The 16,931-nt window shown below is 41.5% G+C and carries 15 protein-coding genes; 3 read left to right on the top strand and 12 right to left on the bottom strand.

Features of this window, described 5'->3' with window-relative positions; all coding sequences use genetic code 11:
• Positions 1 to 76 precede the first annotated feature (76 nt).
• Complete coding sequence (locus AB0756_RS18350) at positions 77 to 1,411, top strand: PQQ-dependent sugar dehydrogenase (protein WP_038086291.1); 1,335 nt, start codon at positions 77 to 79, stop codon at positions 1,409 to 1,411.
• A gap of 68 nt (positions 1,412 to 1,479) precedes the next feature.
• Here AB0756_RS18350 and AB0756_RS18345 read toward each other — a convergent pair whose 3' ends face one another.
• The 8 genes from AB0756_RS18345 to dndC form a co-directional block, all read right to left on the bottom strand.
• Positions 1,480 to 2,241 carry a HEAT repeat domain-containing protein gene (locus AB0756_RS18345; RefSeq protein ID WP_038086289.1) on the bottom strand — a complete coding sequence of 254 codons (762 nt, stop codon included), beginning with the start codon at positions 2,239 to 2,241 and terminating at the stop codon, positions 1,480 to 1,482.
• A gap of 101 nt (positions 2,242 to 2,342) precedes the next feature.
• Positions 2,343 to 2,861 (bottom strand): GNAT family N-acetyltransferase, encoded by a 519-nt coding sequence (locus tag AB0756_RS18340; RefSeq protein WP_050045927.1) that lies wholly within the window; start codon positions 2,859 to 2,861, stop codon positions 2,343 to 2,345.
• 68 nt (positions 2,862 to 2,929) lie between these two features.
• Complete coding sequence (locus AB0756_RS18335) at positions 2,930 to 3,082, bottom strand: hypothetical protein (RefSeq protein WP_167844704.1); 153 nt, start codon at positions 3,080 to 3,082, stop codon at positions 2,930 to 2,932.
• 101 nt (positions 3,083 to 3,183) lie between these two features.
• Entirely contained in the window at positions 3,184 to 3,594 is a 411-nt protein-coding gene (locus AB0756_RS18330; protein ID WP_038086285.1) for a hypothetical protein, read from the bottom strand.
• Positions 3,595 to 3,599: 5 nt separating this feature from the next.
• The gene (locus AB0756_RS18325) at positions 3,600 to 5,045 is read right to left on the bottom strand and encodes an AmpG family muropeptide MFS transporter (RefSeq protein ID WP_408019836.1); all 1,446 of its coding nucleotides are present in this window, start codon (positions 5,043 to 5,045) and stop codon (positions 3,600 to 3,602) included.
• Between the two features lie 205 nt (positions 5,046 to 5,250).
• A complete protein-coding gene (dndE, locus tag AB0756_RS18320) occupies positions 5,251 to 5,637 on the bottom strand; it encodes a DNA sulfur modification protein DndE (protein WP_038086281.1) in 387 nt (128 codons plus the stop codon).
• A gap of 251 nt (positions 5,638 to 5,888) precedes the next feature.
• Entirely contained in the window at positions 5,889 to 7,877 is a 1,989-nt protein-coding gene (dndD, locus tag AB0756_RS18315; protein WP_038086280.1) for a DNA sulfur modification protein DndD, read from the bottom strand.
• An 81-nt stretch (positions 7,878 to 7,958) separates the two neighbouring features.
• Entirely contained in the window at positions 7,959 to 9,569 is a 1,611-nt protein-coding gene (dndC, locus tag AB0756_RS18310; RefSeq protein WP_038086278.1) for a DNA phosphorothioation system sulfurtransferase DndC, read from the bottom strand.
• 259 nt (positions 9,570 to 9,828) lie between these two features.
• On the opposite strand from dndC, the gene AB0756_RS18305 reads away from it, so the two are divergent.
• Positions 9,829 to 11,427, top strand: coding sequence for a DGQHR domain-containing protein (locus AB0756_RS18305; RefSeq protein ID WP_038086301.1), 1,599 nt, complete (start codon positions 9,829 to 9,831; stop codon positions 11,425 to 11,427).
• Positions 11,428 to 12,019: 592 nt separating this feature from the next.
• Positions 12,020 to 13,231 (top strand): DNA sulfur modification protein DndB, encoded by a 1,212-nt coding sequence (locus AB0756_RS18300; RefSeq protein WP_038086276.1) that lies wholly within the window; start codon positions 12,020 to 12,022, stop codon positions 13,229 to 13,231.
• 22 nt (positions 13,232 to 13,253) lie between these two features.
• On the opposite strand, the gene AB0756_RS18295 is transcribed toward AB0756_RS18300, so the two are convergent.
• The 4 genes from AB0756_RS18295 to clpX form a co-directional block, all read right to left on the bottom strand.
• Positions 13,254 to 13,727 carry a DNA phosphorothioation-associated protein 4 gene (locus tag AB0756_RS18295; RefSeq protein WP_038086274.1) on the bottom strand — a complete coding sequence of 158 codons (474 nt, stop codon included), beginning with the start codon at positions 13,725 to 13,727 and terminating at the stop codon, positions 13,254 to 13,256.
• An 80-nt stretch (positions 13,728 to 13,807) separates the two neighbouring features.
• Positions 13,808 to 14,440: a type I restriction endonuclease gene (locus tag AB0756_RS18290; protein ID WP_038086272.1), complete on the bottom strand. Its 633-nt coding sequence runs from the start codon at positions 14,438 to 14,440 to the stop codon at positions 13,808 to 13,810.
• A gap of 6 nt (positions 14,441 to 14,446) precedes the next feature.
• Positions 14,447 to 15,379, bottom strand: a complete 933-nt coding sequence (locus AB0756_RS18285) for an alpha/beta fold hydrolase (RefSeq protein ID WP_050045931.1) — start codon at positions 15,377 to 15,379, stop codon at positions 14,447 to 14,449.
• A gap of 202 nt (positions 15,380 to 15,581) precedes the next feature.
• A complete protein-coding gene (clpX, locus tag AB0756_RS18280; protein ID WP_038086270.1) occupies positions 15,582 to 16,922 on the bottom strand; it encodes an ATP-dependent protease ATP-binding subunit ClpX in 1,341 nt (446 codons plus the stop codon).
• Positions 16,923 to 16,931: the final 9 nt, after the last annotated feature.

The following is a 16,931-nucleotide window of genomic DNA, read 5'->3' as shown; positions in this document are numbered from 1 at the left end:
AATGGCAATCAGCGATCGCTGACCAAACGTTAAACTTGAAGGTGTTGCACCGTGAAGTTATACGGAAACTGCTACTATGAAATCTCTGCGTTGGTTGCTGCTGTTTCTGTTTCTGGGTACAGCAGCCTGCGTTCAAACCAGTGCCTACCCAGAAGAATCTACACCCCAAGCTTCTGCACCTTCTACTCAACTAGCACAGAATTCAGCACAAACAGAAAATGTGATTCCGACTGAGACTCTGTCTCCTACACCCATTAATATTGACGTCAAAAGTTTACCAAAACCTTTTGCTACTGATAGTGCTTCAAAAGGACCTCAAGTTGTAGCGATTCCTGCAAAACCGACTCTGCGCGTACCCTCTGGCTTTGTTGTTAACGTTTTTGCCGAGGGTTTAAATGCACCGCGTTGGTTGGCTTTAACTCCGACTGGAGATGTTTTGGTGACAGAAACCAGACAAAATCGCATTCGTTTACTTAAAGATACCAACGGTGATGGCGTGGCTGATATTAAAGAGACATTTGCTAGTTCTGCAAATGGACTGAATATTCCCTTTGGTATGGCTTTTGCAGATAATTCCTTCTTTTTGGGTAATACTGATGCTGTCTTGAAATTTCCTTACCAACAAGGTCAACAGCAACTCATTGGGAACGGACAAAAAATCGCTGATTTACCCGGTGGTGGATACAATCAGCACTGGACTCGTAACGTATTGTCATCACCAGATAGTAAAAAAATATACGTCTCTATTGGTTCGGAAACTAATGTAGATGAAGAACCACTACCAAGGGCTTCCGTACAGGTTATGAACTTAGATGGGACTGGGCGGCAAACCTTTGCCTCCGGTTTGCGTAACCCAGTGGGTCTGGACTTTCATCCTGTAACGAAAGAACTTTACACAACTGTCAACGAACGAGACGGCATAGGAGATGATTTAGTACCAGATTACTTTACTCGCATTCAGCAGGGAGAATTTTATGGATGGCCTTATACGTACCTAACACCTAATAATCTTGACCCCCGCCAAACCACAGGTAACAAAAGCAAACAACCCGACTTAGCAGCTCGCACTCGTACTCCAGATGTTTTATTTCAAGCACATTCAGCTGCTTTGGGCTTGCAGTTTTATGACGGACAAACCTTTCCCCAAAAATACCGTAATGGTGCTTTTGTTGCCTTTCGCGGTTCTTGGAATCGCGATCGCGGTACTGGTTACAAAATTGTCTTTGTCCCTTTTGATAGTAAAGGCAGACCCCAAGGCTACTATGAAGACTTCCTCACGGGATTTTTACTTGACCCTTCCATACCCACAACTTGGGGGCGTCCTGTAGGGTTACTTGTCCTACCTGATGGTAGTCTTCTCGTCACCGAGGAAGCTAACAATCGGATTTATAGGATTCAGTACAAAGGTTAGTGGTTAGTAGTTAGCGATCGGTCGTAGTAACTAACAACTAACAACTAACAACTATCAACTAACAAGCATCAAAACCATCCCTCAAGTTCGAGGGTTTCTACCATCTGGAGACCACGGGTGTCACCGACGCCCAAGATAGCTGCTTTGGCATCCTCCCTAACTCCTAAATCTTTGTCTTCTGCGAAAGATTGAATTAAAGCGTCTACAGCTGTGGCGTAGACGACATTAGAAGGGAGTTGGCGACACAGTTGCCCTAATGCCCAGGCACAATTACTTCGCACGGGAGCAACGGGGTCTTGCACTAATGCTTCAATCAAGGGTGGTATTGCCCCCACAACTGCTTCATAACCTACATCTGCCATCTGAACTAGGGCGCTTGCAGCCCACAAACGTACTGCTGAAATATCAGTTCTTAACGCATCTGTTAGGGGCACTAAAGAACGGCGATCGCGACAGTTTCCCAATGCCCAAACAATGCCTTTACGCACGTAACCATTCCAATCTAGGTTTAATTGGGTAATCAATGGCTGCACGGCATCTGGGCTTGGGTTGCGTCCGAGGGCGTATGCTACGCTCACCCGTACCAAAGGGCAAGTATCAGTTAACAAACGAATCAAATGCGGAATAGCTCGTGCATCTTCTATGTCACAAAAAGCACGAGAAGCCAGCATTCTCTGCTGTGGTTCTGGATGTTCCAGTAGAGCTAGCATTGCCTCTGGATTTGGCTTAGGTGTTTCTGCTTCCGCAGTCAGCGGTCCTAAACGATCTAGGGGACTTTCCAGTTCTATCTCTACATCATCAAGTAAGCTTAGGTCTTCTTCGTCATACATATCGTATTTCAATCCCTGATAGGGATTAATATAAAACCCTTCGTGTCCAGAAGTGAAGATGTATAAGTTTTATGGCTAAATATTGCACTTACGTATAAATCTTATTCGTCACGGTTAAGAGGTTTAAACATCCACAGTGATTGAGTTCCGTAGCCCAGTTGATTGTAAAGATTGTATGCAGCCGTGTTAGACTCAAACACTTGTAATGCTATTTGGCGATCTCCTCTAGCCTTGGCCCACTCTTCTACATACAGCATCAAAGCTTTAGCTATTCCCTGTCGCCGATATTCTGGCGCAACATAAAGTAAAAAAATATGAGCGTGACGAGTTCCCTGTATCTGATCGATGGCATTTCCAACCCAGATACAGGCGACAGGAGAAGAGGACGGGGTAGACAAGGTAGACGTTGCTTCCTTGTCCTCCTGGTTTCCTTGGTCTGCTAAAACCCACCAAACAGGTGTTTTAGTAGAGAAATACTGTTCAACTGTTTGTACTAAATGAGAAAAATCCTGTTGCTCTGGAAAAAGTTCTTGGTAAGTTCGCTGCATGAACTTGACCAATAGGGCGCGGTCTAGAGTAGAACCACGACGAACAATATAATCAGGTAGTAAGGATTCCAAAACTCAATGGGGGAAATTGTTATATTTTTTGTCAAGGTAGTTAATGGTTAGTAGCTAACCACTAACTACTAACTCCCAACCAACAACATTCCCAATTCCCCAATAGGTGCGGGTGCTGCCATATCTGAGGGTAGGAAAATGCGAGCGCTCACGGCCACAAGGGCAGCGAAAAATATAAGCACTACGAGTAGAGGAGCAATATACTGTCGGAAAATAGACATAACACAGAAAGCTCGGAACAGCAAGTTATTCTGATAACTAGCTTAAGAAATATTAAGCTGTCTTATTTATTCTAGCGACTTTAGATCTCTAAGAAACAAAGTTATCGGCGATCGCGTTCCAAATCGGCAATGCTTTTTTCCCAGTACCAATTTTCTGGCATACCGGGAAAATCTTGCTTTGCTTGCTCCACGAGGCGTTCTGCAGTAGCAGCGTCACCAGATAACAGACCAATCAGCTTATTCTTAAGATTGGTATCAGGTGTACGCTCATCACTTTGGGGCTTACTTCCATTAGAAGAAGGTCGAGATGAAGGTGACTGCTGCCTTCTAAATTCCCAAAATAATACGTAATACAGGGTACCAAAAATAACAATTAGGCTAAATGTTCCTAGAAACGTTAACAAGTTAAGTGCTAAAAATCCCAGAACTAACTGGGAAAGAACGTAGCCGAGTAGTACGCCAGTGATTAAAAGAATAACTGTTGCGGTACTAATGATGAGCTTCTGCCCCATAATTCTTATTCCTCATAGTCAAGTCCGGGTCTAGAAAACGGTTTTGGATGTTGATTCCAAGGAGCAATAACAGGCAAAAGCAGCAATCCTGGTAGGGCTGCGACCAAGGTCAGTAGAAAGAATGAAGACCAACCTGTTGCTTTCGCTAAATCGCCAGAGGGAGCCGAGAGAATATCCCTACTAATAGCCATCAAGCTAGAGAATAATGCAAATTGAGTTGTTGTAAAACTGTGGCTGCAAAGACTCATTAAAAAGGCAACCGTCACAACTGTAACTAAGCCAGCACAGAAGTTTTCAACATTAATTGCTAATACCAAAAGATTGCTATTTTTGCCAGCCACCGATAAGACGTAATAACCCAAGTTACTCACTAACTGTAATACACCAAATATCCAAAGAGCGCGATTGATACCAATTTTACTCATCACGATACCGCCAACAAGTACACCGACGGTTGTTGCTATCAATCCCATAACACCTTGAATTGCGGCAATTTCTGTTTTGCTAAAGCCTATTTCCCTTAAGAACAAATTACCAGTCACGCCGACTAATGCATCACCTAATTTATAGAGCAAGATAAAAATCAGAATCAGGCTAGCTTGCGAGATTCCAAATCGCTCAAAGAAATCTTGAAGTGGTAAGATGACAGCATCTTGTAAGGATTGAGGCGATTGATTTTGAGTTTGGTTCAGATGCTTTTTTGGTGTCAGAACAGATAAAGCTATCCAGCCTATCAACAAAATTGCTAGCACCCAGTAGAACACGGGTAACGCTATAGCACGAGAGATCGCTCCTCCCAATAAACCTGCAACTAACAAACCTATCAACACTATAAAAATCCCTTCTTTGAAAGACAAGGGAGAAACGGGGGTTGAAGTTGTGCGTTGCTGCAGTTCTGCTGGTGCCCAAAGGGTTGTGATTATACCTACAGCCATAAAAGCAGCCATCAGAAAATAAACTGCATTCCAAGGAATAATATCAGCTAAAGCTATAGCGAGGAAACTCGTGATAAATAAAGCGACACGGTAGCCAAGTACCCAAAGCGATGCGCCTGTTTCTAATTCCAGTGGCTGCAAGACATCTGTACGGTAGGCGTCACCGACAATGTCTTGAGTCGCACTTAAAAACGAAATGACAAAAGCAGTAATTGCTAGTATGTTCAGGACTTGTACGTTTTGAGATGGTTGTTGCAAAGCCATAGCGACGATCGCAACTACCAACCCTACTTGAGTCAAGATCAGCCAACCACGCCTTGGTCCTAGGAAAGGCGGTACAAACCTGTCAACGAGTGGAGACCACAAAAATTTTAAGGAATAAGGCAACGCCATTAGACCAAATAACGTAATTGTGCCTAAATCCACCTTTGCATCTTGCATCCATAATTGTAAAGTTTTGCTAGTTAAAAATAACGGCAAACCGGATGAAAAACCCAGCAACAATAAAGCCGCCATCTTTCGACTTACAAAAGCTCGTTGAATTGATAAAATAGTTTTCACAATTTTAATTTATCTCCTCCGGTACCCGGACGAATGTGAGTTATATTGCCATATTTATAAAGTAGTGTCAGGCAAAGATGCCAATTTATCGTGTTATTGCACCTTACCCCTTCTCTCGTTCGCAACTAGAGTTTGGGCATGCAGATCGTGAGGTGGAACCTCACGCGTCCGCAGCCAATTCAATCAAATCTTCAATTTTCTTAATATTTGGATCGCCAGCCAAGTAACCGATACCGCGATGTAAGTGAAGGCGAAACTGGGTCGCAAGAGTTTCTTTATCTGTCCCAAAGCCATCGTTGTAACAGCGTTGCTTGAGAGCAAGTAACAGAATATCGGACATCTCGCCACCGAACACCGACCATGTCATTTCAACGTTGCTGTCAGCAGGTATGGGTACGGGTGATGGAGGGGTGGGTTCCGCAAGAGAACGACAAAAACCCCAACGACACAACACGTTCCAGTTTTCAATTTTGGTACTGCGTTTGAGTTTGATGAGTTGCTCTTTTGCTGTTTGTGAGAGTTTTATACGGTCAAGAGGAGGTTCCATGGGTAGATAGAGGCGTAGGGGGGGAACAAAAACACTGTGTTTGAGCTACATTATGCAGATTATTTCATGTATCGTGCAAACACTTCAGGATAAAGTACTTGACCGATCGTGTCTAGCTCCCTAACTTTTTAGAGGATGTCTGAAAAGTTTTTAGTGATGTATCAAAGTTTCGCAGATCGCCCATGTTTAAAGGTCTAAAAGAGAACACGTATAAAATTTAATACTTTAATTGGTCTCCTCAATGTTATCAATTACCAAAAATACCCCTCTTTAACCGTTGTTTGACGAGTCAAAGAATCATATTGCAGGAGGTATGTACGAGCGATCGCTTCATTTTCTTGCAAGACTTTAAATTCCTTTTCTGCAATTTCTGTATCGGTAGAAAGCAGAATCACCTGATGAGAAGCAGAGGGAAAGTAACGCTCAACTAAGTTAGTGCGGTGAGAGGAATCTAGCCTTCCCAAAGGAGTATCAATAGCTACAGGTAAGCGATGCCCGGAAACACGAGCTAGTCCCCAAAGGAATGCGATCGCTAAAAGTTGCTTCTCTCCTGCTGATAAACGATTTTTTGGAACCATCTTCCCCTGTAGATCGTACAAAGAGAGACCAAACGTAGCAGTATCAATAACTATACGGTGTACTAAATCTGATTTATGTAATAAGTAGCGAAAACACTCAGTCACTTCCGCTTCCAGTTTATTAAGTTTTTTCAGAGTCAAGCGTTCGCGAAAAAGCGAAAGTGTTTGTTGAACTTTAGCAGAAGCAGCAATGATATGCTCTTTACTCTTACGGTCAATATTTTGGTCTGTATATTTTTTTAAATCTTTTTTTGACTTTTCAATTGCGGCGTCTAATTCAACCAAATAACGTCTTTTAGCTTCATGTTCTACTTTGATTTGTGCAACTTGACTTTGTGCTTCTACGTGTGCATTGTGTAACTTTTGATATATCTCTGGAGAAGCAGCCGTTTGCAATTGTCTCTCTAGTTTTAGAAGCTCCTCTTCTTTTGTCTTGAGCAGCCCAAGTTGGTGTTGAGCAGAAGATTTTGCGGTTTCTAAAGAATAACTGATGATATGAGAGAGTTGAGCTAGCAATTTTTCATCAGCCAGTAACCATGCTTCTTCTCCATTGTTTGAAGCCAATTGCTTGCTTTCCTCTTCAATTAAAAATTTAATTTTATCAAATTGTTCTTCTGACAAATTTACTTGAGCAATCCTATTAATCAAACGTTCATTTCTTTCCAGTAAAACATTTCGGGCTATTTGTGTTTGTGAAGAGTGGATTTCACTTTCTCCTGTTTTCCGTACTTGAACGAGTAGAGGTTGAATTAACACCATTGGTAAGACATCAGCAGCCAATAGACACATAACTTGACGGACTTGTTCAATTTCTCCCGTCACTTGTGCTTGCTGTTTTTCTAGCTGACTGCGTTCTCCTGCAATTTTGCCACCTTCTGAAATAAATTTATCAAGACATACTCTCTGTTTTTCTTCAGATGCTTCTAACTGAGCTTTAATGCGGTTTAATTGTTCCTGAGTTACTTGTTTTTCTTCTGTTTGTTGTTGGAGTCTTTGTTCAATTTCTTCCAAATTTGCCAAGTCTTTTGTATCCGCTAGTTCCTTGCGTTTGCGGCTGACTAAAATTTCTAAATCTTCTGCCAAACGTTCTGCTAGCTCTAAACCTAAAAGCCCGCGAATCGCTTCAACAACATTTTGTGGAGGAACGTCCTGTTGTGCGAGTTCTTTTACCTGTTCGCCATCAAACAGAAATAGGTTAGAAATTCCTAAAGGAATCAAATTTTCAACATACTCATCCCATATAGTCACTAAGCTCGTGTCAAGCCATTCGTCATTTGTTCCAATATCCAAAATACCTAAATGGTCTTTCCCATCTTTGGGATTTTTTTCCCAAGTTCTGACAATACGGTATCTGACTGGCTTATCATTTTCAATATGTTCAAAAGCCAATTCAATTCTGGTTTTCTCTGTTGGAGGAGTGGAACTGCTGACACATTGCGTGAGAAAATCACTGTAACTTAGATTTCCCCGAGTAGAACATTGAGCGCGAGGTCCATACAGTGCAAGGCGAATAGCATCCATTAAAGTCGTTTTGCCACCACCATTCATTCCACCAAATAAGATAATGGGACAGGAACTATCATTTTTTCTAGGGTCAAGTTTGATAGTTTGACGACCGTAGTAAGGACCAAAGTTTTGTAGTACTAGTTCAAGGAAGATCACAGTAGTTTCTTAATATTTGAATCTCAGGCAAAAGTTGGTAATAGATCTGATAACGTAACATTACGGTTGAATTATATTGTCTTAACTCTCTGCTTTTTTGGCTTGAAACTTAACTTGTCGCCAACTTTGCGGTTTGTCCGATTCCACATTGTTTGTTATAGCAGCATCGCCCAATGTTAACTGCTTGATTTTTGCGACATCGCCTTCAACAACCGCCTCTTTCAAATCTCTTTTCAAATGAGCGTTCCTAACAGCTTCATCTTGGGAACGCGAACTTCTTTCAAAACATTTTTCTAGTGTGTCAAATATTCCTACTCGGCGAGTTCGTTTGCGATACTGACGTTCTGTATCCAAGAGATTTGCCATGAGTTCCAAGTGCATTGCATCCTCACCACAGATTTCTTCAAGCACAGCCCATTCATCACTACCCAACAAACTCATACCAGCACCGGGACGGGGATCTTGAAAAATTTCCCCCGTGACTTCCTGATAAATTTTGGGTAAGCTATCATCAAATTCGTGTCTTTCCTCCAGCCATATGCGTCGAATTTCACTGAGTTCTTCTATAGAAATCAAGGTGATATCACGCATATTTTCGGGTGCGGTGTGACGAATTTGCATTTGAACAGTTAGGAGTTGTCGGAGCCAGTCTTCTCTAGCTTCTTTAATGTAGGGACCGGGTATCGGCTCAACCGACACGTCTCCATCTGTATTGCGCTCGTAGAGTTGCACGTCACCATTTCTCCGCCGAAAATCTCGGCGATCGCGGTTTTCTTCAGCATCTAATTCCTTACGAAATTCAAGTAGAGGTTGCAACCACTCTTTCTCTTCGTCATTTTGAATCATTGCTGCGAGAGATTTATCTTGGCTGACGAGCGTGCAAACCCAGCATCCAAAACGAGAGCTACCACAACTGGGGGTGGATGTATCAACAACTAAAGGACATTCATTATCAGCGCTAGCACCTCTATACATGGCGAATAAGTCCTTGTTGCTGTAGCCCCATGGGTTTTCCCATTGCATCAGATACAACCAAACTTCATCGTTTCGCCAGTCTTCAATGGGGCTGTACACAAGGGAGTTGGGCAAATTCATATTAGGGCTGAGGCGATCGCGTACCCGCTTGGCTTCCCATTTTTTCATCCTCGCCGCACGATTTGTGCTTTCAGCTTTGCGAGTCCCCAAAACAACAATAGCTTCACCGTTGTTTCTGATAACGTCACGAATAAAACGGTTAGATGGATTGATTTTAAGACGTTCCGTACACCAGCGAAATTTTCCTTTTGGGGCTGGGTATCCTTTACCAATAAAACCTACCCAGAATGTTTCTTTAACATCTGGCTGTAGGAGATGCGGTTCTATTGGCATTTGTTGTTCGAGCGCTGCTAGTTTCATCTGCTCTAGGGAATGGCGTACCCATGCAGATACATAAGGATTTTCTACAAGCGTGTCTGTTGTAATAACGTGTATTGTTTTAGTGCGCTTGGAATGTGGGAGCCCGGCGATCGCATTCCACACTAACTGTAGAGTAGCAGTGCTGTCTTTACCTCCAGAATATCCCACGACCCAAGGAATTGCATCCAAGCAGTACAATTCTTGAATTTCGGTAGTTAGAGATTCAATATCTTCTACTAACTCTGCCACAGGTCGCTGAGTTTGACCTTTGTTTTCTGGCTGTTGCGTGGTGCTCATTTGCCTACCCTTGTTCAACTCCTGCTAGTTTCATTACAAAAGACGGAGGTTCAATCCATAAAGCCTGCTTTTGCAGGGTTGTTCCAGAACTTCCGCTTTCAATCGCCTACGCCTCTGCTGTTTAGAGGTTGTTTTTGTCAAGGAATTCCTATTCTTGCATAAATTAGCACAGATTAAGGTTTTTAAAAACTTTTTTTATAAAGACTCAATTTCTTGTAAATTTAACTTCGTCTCTAGTTTTAAGTTTAAAAAAACTCATATGGATAACACTCAAGACAACCGCAATACTAAAATTGTCAGTCAGTATGAAGCACAGAAAGACGAGCACCAACATTTACTCGTTTCTACACTTGATAAGTATCAAGAGGGAACTGACCAGATTCTAGTTCGGAAAACTGACATGGGGGGTACTCAGGCATATGTTAGCTCTGTGACTCTAGAATGGTTTGCAAGCCGGGTCAACTTTGCGTCTTACTTACCTTTGTTTCAAAAAAAGTATAACGCTCAAACTGATAACGTTGAGATCGACGCCGAAAGTATTGACGAGGTTCAACAACGTCCCTTGGACTGGTCGCGTCAAGCACCATTGGTGCAGTATTTGGCGACTCGAAAACACCACAAATTTCCACCAGTTCTAGTAGTCATTAGTAAATCGTGGGTAGACAACCCTGATGCACCCGAGTGGGACAGTGAAGGACGAGCCATAAAACCCACAACTGATTTCACGCCATTTGATAAAGATGGTAAATTCGGGTTGCTGAACGTTTCTCAGAAAGATGTCACTATTTATGCCTTAGATGGTCAACATCGATTGATGGGAGTACAAGGTTTAATAGAGTTGCTTCAATCTGGTAAACTGCGGAGATACAGAAAAGATAAAACTCCTTTCGATACCTTCATAACAGTTAACGATTTGTTAGAGCAATACCAAGTTGCACCCGATTATTTGGAAAAGTTACCTCAAGAAGAAATTGGCATAGAATTTATTTGTGCGGTTGCGGCTGGTGAAACCCGTGAAGAAGCAAGATTGCGCGTTAGGTCTGTCTTTGTTCATGTCAACCTCATGGCAGTTCCTTTAAGCAAAGGTCAGCTTGCACAATTGAATGAGGATGATGGTTTTTCTATTGTTGCTAGAAAAATTGCTGTAACCCATCCACTGTTAGAGCAGCGCGAGGGTAGGAACCCTCGAGTCAATTGGAATAGTGCAACAGTTGCGACTAAGTCCACTGTTTTGACAACCCTACAAGCACTTAAAGAAATGTCTGAAAGGTACTTGGGGCAAAAGTTTTTGCACTGGAAACCTTTGGACAAAGGTTTAATCCCCATGCGACCGGAGAATGAAGACCTTGAAGAAGGAATCAAGGATTTTCAAACACTGTTTGATTATTTAGCGAGTCTTCCGAGCTATAACATTCTCAAATATGAAGAGACACCAGCTTTACGACACTTCAGCTTTGAAAAGAATGGCGGTGAAGGAAATATACTTTTCCGTCCTGTTGGTCAAGTTGCCTTAGCTCAAGCTCTTGGTGTTTTAATATTTAAAATGGGATTTTCCTTGGAAGACGTATTTAAAAAGCTGCGTAAGTTCGATCGCGAAGGCGGGTTTAGTGGTATGGAGCATCCTAAATCCCTTTGGTATGGCGTTTTATACGATCCAAACAAGAAGCGAGTACAGGTTGCAGGACGGGATCTTGCAGCTAAGTTACTCATCTATATTTTAGGTGGTGTAGAAGATAGTGTTGAACGTGCTGAATTGCGTAGGGATTTGGCTAAAGCGAGAACGCTTGAAGATAAAACAATCGGTTTTGATGGTAAATTCGTTGAACCCAAGCAGCTAGGGCTTCCGACCGGAATATAGAATTCTCAGCAGAGTTATTAACTCAGAGATTAAAACAATTGCACCTTAGGCTTTGTGTTATTTCTTGTTCAGAAGCTATTAGGTAGCAATAGGTATTTATAGTTCGGTTTTTTAGAAAAAATTCAAAAACAGTTGTGTTTGATTGATTTTCTAAAAAATTTCTGAAAATTAGACATTTCAGCTTATAATTGCTTGCCAGTTATGAACTTATTCTCCTAAGAGCAGCTTCTTTACGTTATCTACGCTTAGGTATAGTTAATGGCTGACTTAAGGATAGATGCAAGCAGCTACACGCGACGTGGTAACAAGGTTATAAAAATTTGTTTTTAGTACCTGCAAGTAATATTGAGCTTGCAAAATTACGTAAGTCTATAGCTAAAGAAAGAATAGTGAAAATTTAAAACAAGTTTTTACAAAAATTTCATATAAACTAAACAATTAAAACTGACATCTACTTTGTCATTCGTTACATTGAGACAAGAGCAAATTTATTAATTAACTAATGACAATGTTGCTGACAGTTATACTTAAGCTTCCATTTTAAAGTTAATCCTTACATTTGCTTGCATCTGCCAAATTTTGTAGGATTTTTATGACTTATTTAAATGAAGAGAGTAACGATATTATTTCACCTCAAGATAAAGCGCAGATTAGTACATTGATTGAGCCACTTTTCTCGAAGCATCATCGCGATCGCTGTTACATAGGTCTCATTTTTGAGCAGGGAAAGCGGGAGATGTTACAAATTAATGTTCCAGCCAGCGATTTTTCCAGCCTTCTCCAAGCAAAACCATCAACTGGTAACGATCCTGATTCTGGTAAAAATCGTCCGGAAGTTCAAGGACATACAGAGGAAATTAAACAGTATATTCTTGACCGTGCTCGTAAAGGAAAATCTTGGATATTGGGAACACTGACAGCAAATGTCAATCCAAAAGATATAAAAGTGATTAAATTGTATCGAAATATGTGTTTGGTGATTGTTCGCCGTACAGTTAAGCTAGATATTACTGATGGACAACATAGAAAACGTGCAATTCATGAATTAATGGAAAGCTCTGAAAGCGAGTTAATTGCCGATAATGATTTTCCTATTACTTTAGTATTAGAAGGGGATTTTCGCCAGTGTCAAACAGATTTTCGAGATATGGCTCAAACTAGATCGTTAGATAAATCTTTATTGCTATCGTTTGGAGAGTATTCTGGTAGAGTTGGTATTACTAAAGAATTAATTGAGAGAGTCTCAATGTTTTCTGGTAAAACAGAAAAGGTTAAAGCAAATCCCTCAACTAAAAACAAGCTAATTTATACTATGAATTACATAGCGAGATTTGTTAGTTGTGTTTTTACTAATAACGCAGATAATGAACTACAAGATTATGATGTAATAGAGAAGTCTGAATCTTTAGTTGAATGCCTAAATCAGTTTTTTTCAGAATGCCATAATACAAAATATATTTCCGCCAAAAGCAATCATGAATTAACAGTTACTGATGTAGCAAATTTTAAAGAAAATTGTTTGCTAGGGGTGAGTGCTGGATTGGAAGTTTTAGGACGTTTACTATACTGGACTTACTCAGCTGAAAGCAATTATTTCGATGAAGAAAAAATTTCCCAACTAGCACAAATTAATTGGTCAAGAGACTACGATTTGTGGAGAAATAATATAGTAAGGATAGATCCCCAACCTAAAAATCCAAATAAACCATATAGAGTCATAACCAAACCATATAGAGTCATAACCACTGCAAATGCTGTAACTGATGCAGTGAAGATGGTAAAAAACAGGCTGGAATGGAGCTAGCTGATTCATTAAAAGCCGCTACTCAAGACAGGAATTTAGTTAAATTAAATTCCTCGTCGTCCTCTTCTTGTTCAAATCGTTCAGAACTAAGGAGCAATAAAATTCGCTCTAAATAATCTACAGTACCTCGAACTTCAGCTTGTAAAATCTCCAAGCCCCCATTAGCGTATTCCTCAAAAATACGCAGACGTTCGTTTTCAAACTTGTCCTCTTGAGAAGAAAGAATATTAATGTCTTGAGTTGCAGTCACTCCCAATAACTTAATGACTAGATCGTATCCTCTAGATACAAAAATTTCTTGTCCTATAGGAGCAGGTTCCCGTTTAGATATTTCCCCCAAAGCCACACGCCGTTTGTGCTTCGCACCCAAAGCCGCAGCAAAAGCGATCGCATCAGCATAAGTTTGGAAAGGACCCGTTGCGCCATCAGCCGAAGTTAAAGCTTTTACCAAATCAGCCTTATCCTTAGCAACTCTAACTTTCCCAGTTTCTGCCATATTACTTATATGTTAATTGTAATAATCTTAACCTACATCTAAGCAAAATGTTAGCAAACTCCATCCGCATTTGTCCGCGTTCATCTGCGGTTCCGACCAATATTTTTTAGAATTTGCAGAACGCTGTAAAGTTCTCTAGCAGACGTAAACAAAGTAAAAACTCGCGACAAACCATATTGAGAACTACCCTCTTGGCTCAACTTAACAAATAAAATATCATCCCCATTCGTCACCATGCCAAACACGGCTTTACTTGAATACGGGTTAGCCATCAAATAAGCCAGTGCTTGCGGTAAAGCTGACACAACCGAAAGTGCAGTTTTTTTAGACTCCACTACCAAGATCCAAAACTGATTTTGCAGCACTAAAACATCAATTCGTCCCCGCAGCACCTCTTCGCCATCATTCAGTACTAAATCCACAGACGGCTCAGCCTTAATCATAAAAGGAGGATCGTAAAATCCCGCCACCCCTAACAAAGGTGACATCACCAACAATAACACTGTCCCCTCTAACAAATCCCCTACAGTACGATGATACAAATATCTACGTCGCAATTCATCTAAAGCAGCTTTTTCAGTTTCTGTAATTTCAGGCAATCCCTCATACCACTCAGAAAAAAACTGCTCGTCCTCAATTCGCACCAAGCCAAACCGATTTTGGACATCAGCCAAACTGGTAATCGCTTCTGTTATTGCTGTGGTTTGTGTCATTCCTTATTACATTCCTGCCATACCTAGCCTACTTTCCAACTGCAAAAACTCACGCACCCGTGACAAATAATTAGGTGCATCTTCCAACATGGGAAAATGCGCCGTATCTCGAATAACGGTAAATTCAATATTTTCATTCAATGCTGCTGCTTGACGCCCCATTTCAGCCGGAATAATTTTGTCATACTCCCCAGCAATCAGGAGTGTCGGTACTGTTATCCTCGCAAACTCCTGTGGCATTGTTTCGGCTGCTGCTTTACTCACTGCTGTAAAAATAGTCCCCAATGCAGCATCATAATCAGCTACCAGAAAATCTTCCAAAAAAGCTTTGCGTTCTACAGCCGAGATAGGACGACGCAAAAACCGCGCCATAAACATCCTGTCAATAAATGGTATGTTCGCCAACCATTTAGGACGGAATTTCACAACATAACCACCAAATTTATGAAAAGCTGCAAAGGCTTTTTCGTCGTACTCAAAAATACCAGCACAAGTCAAAATTGCTCTTTGTGCTCTCTGCGGGTAGCGATTCAGAAACAACGTCACAATTGACGTTCCCGTAGAATGAGCAGTGATATACACTCTTTGAAGTCGCAAGGCGTCTAACAAAGCAGCTAAATCCTCAGCGTACTCCTCAAGCTCATAAGTTAACTCCTGAATAGCTTGAGATTCAGCTTCGGGCGATCGCGATTCAAAAGATTCAGCAACAGATTCACTTGCTTGAGCTATGGTTGGCTTCCCATAGGAGCGTCCAAAGCCACGCATATCATACAGCAAGCAATCGAATTGTTCTGATAAAACCCGTGCCGTACTCTCCCAATACCGAGCAGAACCAGCCCAACCATGGACAAAAACCATCACGGGTTTTTCTTGAACCTCTGATGGCTTTTTTATCCACTCGTAATAATGCTCAACGCCACGAATACTAATGTAAGACATTTTTGAATTATGAATTATGAATGATGAATTATGAAAGGTATTTCAAGTTTTGAATTATAGGTTAATGAATTTTGGAATGAAAAAAATTTTGAATTTTGAAACTAAATTTTACTATTTAGTCCTCATAATTCCTAATTTATCATTCCTTCTTCATCCTTCATAATTTTTTATTCATAATTCATCATTCATAATTCATCATTCTTTAAGCTGACTCTGGTTTTGGTATTGAAGATGGATGCACCAACAATTCTGCTGTCGATCGCTTCTCTACCATTTCTCGCGTTACCGTACAGCGAGTCACGTCTTTGCGGGAGGGTAACTCGTACATCACGTCCAACATCAGTTCTTCAACAATGCCTCGCAGCGCTCTTGCACCTGTTTTCCGCCGATATGCTTCCTGGGCAATTGCTCGCAAAGCTTCTTGTTTGAACTCTAACTGAACGTTGTCCATCTTCAGTAGTTTTTGGTATTGCTTCACCAAAGCGCTGCGGGGCTGGGTCAGAATCGCCATGAGTGCTTCCTCATCTAGCGGTTCTACCACTGCTACCATTGGAATTCTCCCGATGAATTCTGGAATCATGCCAAATTTCACCAGGTCATCTGGTTCTAGGTGACGCAGAGTGTCAGCCGTGCGCCTGTCTTTTGTCTGACCTTCGCCCGGTTGTACAAAACCTATTGACTTTTTACCAATTCTCTGTTCTACGACTTTTTCCAAACCAACAAACGCACCGCCGCAGATAAACAGGATATTGCTGGTATCAATCTGGATGCAGTCTTGATAGGGGTGCTTGCGCCCTCCTTGGGGTGGAACATTAGCGATCGTCCCCTCTAACATTTTCAGCAAAGCTTGCTGTACGCCTTCTCCAGAAACATCGCGAGTAATTGATGGGTTTTCGCTTTTACGAGCAATCTTATCGATTTCATCGATGTAAATAATGCCTCGCTGTGCTTCCTCAACATCTAAATCTGCCACCTGTAACAGTCGCAGCAAGATATTTTCCACATCTTCTCCCACGTACCCTGCTTCCGTTAAGGTAGTAGCATCAGCCACAGCAAAGGGGACATCAAGAATCTTGGCTAGAGTTTGTGCTAACAGAGTCTTTCCACATCCAGTAGGACCAATTAGCAAGATATTAGACTTTTGTAGCTCTACAGCATCGTCCAATGCTTTGCCACTGCCTTTAGCTTGAACGATGGATAACCGCTTGTAGTGATTGTAAACGGCAACTGAAAGAACTTTTTTGGCTTCTTCTTGACCAATAACGTGTTCGTCGAGGTACTTTTTAATCTCTCGCGGTTTTGGTATTTGATTGAACGAGAGACTTGAAGAGCGACGAGCACGTTTTTGAGGTGGTTCTGACCTGGGTGCTGGTTGAGACGACGCTGCCCCATTCGTGTCTAGTAACTCTTCATCCAGGATTTCATTACATAAGTCAACGCATTCATCGCAAATGTAGACTCCCGGTCCGGCGATTAACTTGCGAACCTGCTCCTGAGACTTACCACAAAATGAACACTTTAAATGGGAGTCGTACTTAGACATACCAGCCTC

Source organism: Tolypothrix campylonemoides VB511288_2 (genome assembly GCF_045999855.1).
In the GTDB taxonomy this organism is placed as follows: domain Bacteria; phylum Cyanobacteriota; class Cyanobacteriia; order Cyanobacteriales; family Nostocaceae; genus Scytonema; species Scytonema bouteillei_A.
This window is presented reverse-complemented; position numbering and strand designations above follow the sequence as displayed.

What these genes read in the sequence shown, in the direction of transcription:
- AB0756_RS18350 (WP_038086291.1), top strand. Translation starts at nt 77, where the DNA reads ATGAAATCTCTGCGTTGGTTGCTGCTGTTTCTGTTTCTGGGTACAGCA.
- AB0756_RS18345 (WP_038086289.1), bottom strand. Translation starts at nt 2,241, where the DNA reads ATGTATGACGAAGAAGACCTAAGCTTACTTGATGATGTAGAGATAGAA.
- AB0756_RS18335 (WP_167844704.1), bottom strand. Translation starts at nt 3,082, where the DNA reads ATGTCTATTTTCCGACAGTATATTGCTCCTCTACTCGTAGTGCTTATA.
- AB0756_RS18330 (WP_038086285.1), bottom strand. Translation starts at nt 3,594, where the DNA reads ATGGGGCAGAAGCTCATCATTAGTACCGCAACAGTTATTCTTTTAATC.
- AB0756_RS18325 (WP_408019836.1), bottom strand. Translation starts at nt 5,045, where the DNA reads ATGGCGGCTTTATTGTTGCTGGGTTTTTCATCCGGTTTGCCGTTATTT.
- dndE (WP_038086281.1), bottom strand. Translation starts at nt 5,637, where the DNA reads ATGGAACCTCCTCTTGACCGTATAAAACTCTCACAAACAGCAAAAGAG.
- dndC (WP_038086278.1), bottom strand. Translation starts at nt 9,569, where the DNA reads ATGAGCACCACGCAACAGCCAGAAAACAAAGGTCAAACTCAGCGACCT.
- AB0756_RS18305 (WP_038086301.1), top strand. Translation starts at nt 9,829, where the DNA reads ATGGATAACACTCAAGACAACCGCAATACTAAAATTGTCAGTCAGTAT.
- AB0756_RS18300 (WP_038086276.1), top strand. Translation starts at nt 12,020, where the DNA reads ATGACTTATTTAAATGAAGAGAGTAACGATATTATTTCACCTCAAGAT.
- AB0756_RS18295 (WP_038086274.1), bottom strand. Translation starts at nt 13,727, where the DNA reads ATGGCAGAAACTGGGAAAGTTAGAGTTGCTAAGGATAAGGCTGATTTG.
- AB0756_RS18290 (WP_038086272.1), bottom strand. Translation starts at nt 14,440, where the DNA reads ATGACACAAACCACAGCAATAACAGAAGCGATTACCAGTTTGGCTGAT.
- AB0756_RS18285 (WP_050045931.1), bottom strand. Translation starts at nt 15,379, where the DNA reads ATGTCTTACATTAGTATTCGTGGCGTTGAGCATTATTACGAGTGGATA.
- clpX (WP_038086270.1), bottom strand. Translation starts at nt 16,922, where the DNA reads ATGTCTAAGTACGACTCCCATTTAAAGTGTTCATTTTGTGGTAAGTCT.